The organism is Pseudomonas sp. NPDC088429 (assembly GCF_044753305.1).
Lineage (GTDB): Bacteria > Pseudomonadota > Gammaproteobacteria > Pseudomonadales > Pseudomonadaceae > Aquipseudomonas > Aquipseudomonas rustica.
This window is the reverse complement of the sequence record NZ_JBIVMX010000125.1, coordinates 1-4,883: the sequence shown is the minus strand read 5'-3', so window position 1 is coordinate 4,883 and position 4,883 is coordinate 1. Positions and strand designations below refer to the sequence as shown.

Here is a 4,883-nt window from a genome sequence, read left to right as displayed (position 1 = left end):
TCCACGCCCGGCACGACGAGCAATTTCCTCGGCGTTGCGCTGAAGTACGTTGAAGGTACCGCCACCGACGGTGCCTAACCCACAGATGCCTACTTTGACCGGATTCACTGTGAACTCCCCATAAAACGGCCGACGCTGGGTCGGCCGGAAAACAACCGCGTGCTCGCGGCTCTCTATTGATGGCCCGGCAATGTTGCTGCCGGACCATGATCGTCAGCGGCTGACCGTGACGATGCGAATTACTTCGCGCCCAGCGCCAGTTTGGCGACTTGTGGCGCAGGCTGGTAGCCCGGAATGACTTGTCCGTCGGCCAAAACGATGGCCGGTGTACCGTTCACGCCAATCGACTGACCCAGAGCGAACTGTTTGGAAACCGGGTTCTCGCACTTGGCGGCCTTGATTTCCTTGCCATCAACCATTTTGTCCATGGCGGCTTTCTTGTCTTTCGAGCACCACACGGCTTGCAGTTGCTCGTCACCCGGCGAACCGAGGCCCTGACGCGGGAACGCAACATAGCGCACTTCGATGCCGCGCTTGTTCAGCTCAGGCACTTCGGCGTGCAGCTTGTGGCAGTACGGGCAGGTGGTGTCGGTGAACACGGTGATGTGCGATTTGGTTTCGCCGATGGCCGGGTAGACCACGGTTTCGGCAACCGGAATGGCGTTGACCAGTTTGGAGACGCCCAGGCGCTCAGTTTTCTCGGTCAGGTTGACTGGTTTGCCGTCCTTGAGCTGGAACAGGTAACCCTGAACGATGTACTGGCCATCGGCGCTGGCGTAGAGCACGCGGCTGCCTTTGAGTTTGACTTCGTACATGCCTGGCAACGGGCTGGCACTGATGCTTTCTACCGGAACCTCGAGTTCGAGTTTTTCCAGGCTTTGACGAATCGCTTTGTCGGCCGCGTCATCGGCGACGGCAAAGGTGCTGACCAACGCAATGGCTGCGGCGGCGAAAATCTGGGTCAGACGCATGAGAACTCCTGAAGGCGGACAAATGGAACGATCAGAACGCCCGTGCCGGAACACCGGGTCATAACCGTCCATCGTGCAAACCGGCAAAGCCTAACACATAAGGCCACGGTGGCCGAATGCGCCTGTCGCCACTCATCCAGGTGTAACTGACGCACCTTCATGCTTGGACAACTGACACACACCCACATGTGGCTGACACACATTATTGTGGCGAGGGGATTTATCCCCGCTGGGTTGCGAAGCAGCCCTGAAACCATCCACCGCGATCTTTCAGTCAAAACCGAGCCAGCCGGATTTGCGACTGCTGCGCAGCCGAACGGGGATAAATCCCCTCGCCACAGGTAAGTGTTCCAAGATTAGCGGATGTGTTAGCCGCGCGGGTGGTGTTTGGCGTGCAGCTCTTGCAGACGGGCGCGGGCGACGTGGGTGTAGATTTGTGTGGTGGAGAGGTCGCTGTGGCCCAGCAGCATCTGCACCACGCGCAAATCCGCGCCATGGTTGAGCAGGTGCGTGGCGAACGCATGGCGCAACGTATGCGGCGACAACGACTTGCCAATCCCCGCGACCTTGGCCTGATGCTTGATGCGGTGCCAGAACGTCTGCCGGGTCATCTGCTCGCCGCGCTGACTGGGGAACAGCACATCGCTGGGCCGCCCGCCGAGCAGTTCACCGCGCCCATCGCGCATGTAGCGCTCGACCCAGACAATCGCTTCCTCGCCCATCGGCACCAGCCGCTCCTTACTGCCCTTGCCCATCACCCGCAACACACCCTGACGCAAGTTGACCTGTTCCAGCGTGAGGCTGATCAATTCGGTCACCCGCAGGCCGCAGGCATACAACACTTCAAGCATGGCGCGATCACGCTGACCGATGGCTTCGCTGAGATCCGGCGCCTTCAGCAGCGCTTCCACGTCAGCTTCCGACAACGACTTGGGCAACGGCCGACCCAGCTGCGGCATTTCGACACGTAACGTCGGGTCGACGGAAATCATCTTCTCGCGCAGCAAGTAGCGATAGAAGCCACGCACGCCGGAGAGAAATCTCGCCGTCGAGCGCGGTTTGTAGTTTTGCTCAAGGCGCCAGGCCAGATGATCGAGGATCAATTCGCGACCGGCATTGATCAGCTCCAGGTTTTTCTCCTGCACCCAGCCGTTGAACAACGCCAGGTCACTGCGATAGGCGTCACGGGTGTTGTCGGACAGGCCTTTCTCCAGCCATAAAGCGTCGAGGAATTGATCAATCAGCGGGTGGTCAATGGCAGCCATGGGCACTCTGCACGCACACGCAAAAGCGCTGTACGCAAATAGAAAATGAACAGTAATAATGCGCGCTAGTCTTTCACAGCGCGCCATTTCAAGGAACAGGGAGCTTCAATGAACGAGCAGCAAATCCTATTGGCATTCGGTGGCATCGGTGTCGCCGCATTGGGTTGCCAATGGCTGGCATGGCGCCTGAAGCTGCCGGCGATTCTGTTTCTGCTGGTAACGGGGATTTTGGTCGGGCCGGTATTGGGCCTGCTCGATCCACAGGAAATGTTCGGCCCTCTGCTGATGCCGCTGGTATCGCTGGCGGTGGCGCTGATTCTGTTCGAGGGCAGCCTGACGCTGCACCTGTCGGAATGGAAAGAAATCGGCAGCGTCGTGCATCGTCTGGTGACCATCGGTGCGCTGTCGACCTGGGTCGTCATCGCCGTCGCCACGCACTATCTGCTTGGTTTCGACTGGATGCTGGCCATCCTCTTCGGCAGCCTGACGCTGGTCACCGGCCCGACGGTGATTGTGCCGATGCTGCGCGTAGTGCGGCCGAAATCTTCCATCGCCAACATTCTGCGCTGGGAAGGCATCGTCATCGACCCGATCGGCGCCCTCCTCGCCGTTGTGGTTTATAGCTTCATTATTGCCAGTGCTGAAGGTCATGGGCTCAAGCAGAGTCTGTTTACGTTTGGCGGGGTGATTCTGTGTGGCGCGGTGTTCGGCGTTGTCGGTGGCTGGCTGCTGGGGACAGTGATCCGCCGGCAATGGCTGCCGGAGTACCTGCATAACCTCGCGTCGCTGGCGGCGGTGCTGGGGATTTTCATTGCCTCCAACGAGGTGATGCACGAGTCCGGTCTGCTGGCGGTGACGCTGATGGGCATGTGGCTGGCGAATATGAAAGGCGTGGACGTGCGGCACATTCTGCACTTCAAGGAAAACCTCAGCGTGCTGCTGATTTCCGGGTTGTTCATTTTGCTCGCGGCGCGTCTGGATTTGTACGCGTTGATGGGCCTTGGGCCGTTGGTACTGATTCTGTTGGTGGTGATTCAGTTCATCGCCCGACCGCTGAACGTGCTGCTCAGTACGGCCGGTTCGAGCCTGAGCTGGCGCGAGCGTGCGCTGCTGTGCTGGATCGCGCCGCGCGGGATTGTCGCGGCGGCAGTGTCGGCGATTTTTGCGATTCGTCTGCACGAGGCCGGGCATGAAGGGGCGCTGCTGCTGGTGCCGCTGACGTTCGCGGTGATCATCGGCACGGTAGTGCTGCAAAGCGCGACGGCGCGCCCGTTGGCACGTTTGCTTAAGGTGGCCGAACCGGCGCCGAGCGGCTTCCTGATCGTCGGTGCCAATGGCCCGGCACGCGAGCTGGCCAAGTCGCTGCAGCAATTGGGCAGCCGGGTATTGCTGACCGATTCAAGCTGGGAAAACATTCGTGCGGCGCGCATGGAAGGTTTGCCGACGTACTTCGGCAACCCGGCCTCGCAACATGCCGATGCGCATCTGGATCTGGTCGGGCTGGGGCATTTGCTGGCGCTGTCGCCGTCGGGTGAGCTGAATACCTTGGCGGCGATGCGTTTCCGTCATGACTTCGGGCATCAGCGCTTGTTTGGCTTGGCGAGTGGTCAGGAAAGCCGTCGCAGTGACAAGCACCGGGCGAGTCTTGAGCATCGTGGCAATCAGTTGGGCAGCGAAGCGTTTACCTACGCGAAGCTGGCCAGTCAGATCGGCCAGGGGGCGGAGTTGTACAGCACGACGTTGACGGATGGCTTCAGTTGGGATGATTACCGAGCGCTGCATGGTAATCGCGCGACGTTGCTGTTTATGCGCGATGACAGCGGCTGGGTGCATGTGGTGACGCCGGAGACTGTCGTGAAGCCGGGGTCGGGGTGGACGTTGTTGGCGTTGATTCAGCCTGAGAGCAGCGTCGCCTCTTAAATCGAATCGCGAGCAGGCTCACTCCTACAAGGGAACGCATTCCAAATGTAGGAGTGAGCCTGCTCGCGATGGCCGCGACGCGGTATCAGATCATGCAGCAAAACCCGGCAGCACCGGCACCGGCCGCTTATCGTCATCAATCGCGACAAAGCTGAACTGTCCATGAATCGCTTTCTCACGACCATCACAGCTCATGCTTTCAACAAACACTTCCACCTCAACCTTGAGGCTGGTGTTGCCGACCTTGATCACCTTGCCCACTAACTCAACGATCGAGCCCGCCGGGATCGCGTGGTTGAAGTCGATGCGGTCGGTGGACACGGTCACCAGCGGCAAGCGGCAGAAGCGTGTGGCGGTGATGAACGAGACTTCGTCCATCCACGCCAGCGCCGTGCCGCCGAACAGAGTGTTGTGGTGGTTGGTGGTCGGCGGGAAGACGGCTTTGGTGACGCGGGTCACCGAGAGTTCGGTGCGGCGTTCGATTTCCTGGTCGCGGGGGGTCATGAAATAGACTCGATATCTGGCTTCCGAGTACAAGCAGGATCAAAAGATCGCAGCCTTCGGCAGCTCCTACAGGGGATCGGTGAAATTCGGGCAACAAAAAAGCAGCCCGTAGGCTGCTTTTTTCTGCATCGGAAGCTGGACTTAAGCCAGTTTTTCCTTGATGCGAGCTGCTTTACCCGACAGGTCGCGTAGGTAGTACAGCTTGGCTTTACGTACGTCACCG

At 59.6% G+C, this 4,883-nt stretch carries 6 protein-coding genes; 1 reads left to right on the top strand and 5 read right to left on the bottom strand.

Annotation, left to right across the window (positions count from 1 at the left end; translation table 11 throughout):
• From ACIP66_RS28110 to xerD, 3 genes are all read right to left on the bottom strand, one after another.
• On the bottom strand, window positions 1–108 hold a 108-nt coding region (locus ACIP66_RS28110; RefSeq protein WP_400652489.1), incomplete at its 3' end, for a hypothetical protein.
• A 131-nt stretch (window positions 109–239) separates the two neighbouring features.
• A complete protein-coding gene (dsbC, locus tag ACIP66_RS28105) occupies window positions 240–971 on the bottom strand; it encodes a bifunctional protein-disulfide isomerase/oxidoreductase DsbC (protein WP_212543991.1) in 732 nt (243 codons plus the stop codon).
• 368 nt (window positions 972–1,339) lie between these two features.
• The gene (gene xerD / locus ACIP66_RS28100; RefSeq protein WP_053117450.1) at window positions 1,340–2,236 is read right to left on the bottom strand and encodes a site-specific tyrosine recombinase XerD; all 897 of its coding nucleotides are present in this window, start codon (window positions 2,234–2,236) and stop codon (window positions 1,340–1,342) included.
• 108 nt (window positions 2,237–2,344) lie between these two features.
• Here xerD and ACIP66_RS28095 point away from each other — a divergent pair, with 108 nt between their 5' ends.
• A complete protein-coding gene (locus tag ACIP66_RS28095) occupies window positions 2,345–4,156 on the top strand; it encodes a sodium:proton antiporter (RefSeq protein ID WP_282357723.1) in 1,812 nt (603 codons plus the stop codon).
• Between the two features lie 90 nt (window positions 4,157–4,246).
• Here the strand turns inward: ACIP66_RS28095 and ACIP66_RS28090 are convergent, their stop codons facing one another.
• Together ACIP66_RS28090 and ACIP66_RS28085 are read right to left on the bottom strand one after the other, a co-directional pair.
• On the bottom strand, window positions 4,247–4,660 hold the full coding sequence (locus tag ACIP66_RS28090) for an acyl-CoA thioesterase (RefSeq protein ID WP_042557826.1): 414 nt from the start codon (window positions 4,658–4,660) through the stop codon (window positions 4,247–4,249).
• A gap of 141 nt (window positions 4,661–4,801) precedes the next feature.
• The coding region (locus tag ACIP66_RS28085; RefSeq protein WP_400558050.1) for a 50S ribosomal protein L19 at window positions 4,802–4,883 on the bottom strand (82 nt) is incomplete at its 5' end.

What these genes read in the sequence shown, in the direction of transcription:
- ACIP66_RS28090 (WP_042557826.1), bottom strand. Translation starts at nt 4,660, where the DNA reads ATGACCCCCCGCGACCAGGAAATCGAACGCCGCACCGAACTCTCGGTG.
- xerD (WP_053117450.1), bottom strand. Translation starts at nt 2,236, where the DNA reads ATGGCTGCCATTGACCACCCGCTGATTGATCAATTCCTCGACGCTTTA.
- dsbC (WP_212543991.1), bottom strand. Translation starts at nt 971, where the DNA reads ATGCGTCTGACCCAGATTTTCGCCGCCGCAGCCATTGCGTTGGTCAGC.
- ACIP66_RS28095 (WP_282357723.1), top strand. Translation starts at nt 2,345, where the DNA reads ATGAACGAGCAGCAAATCCTATTGGCATTCGGTGGCATCGGTGTCGCC.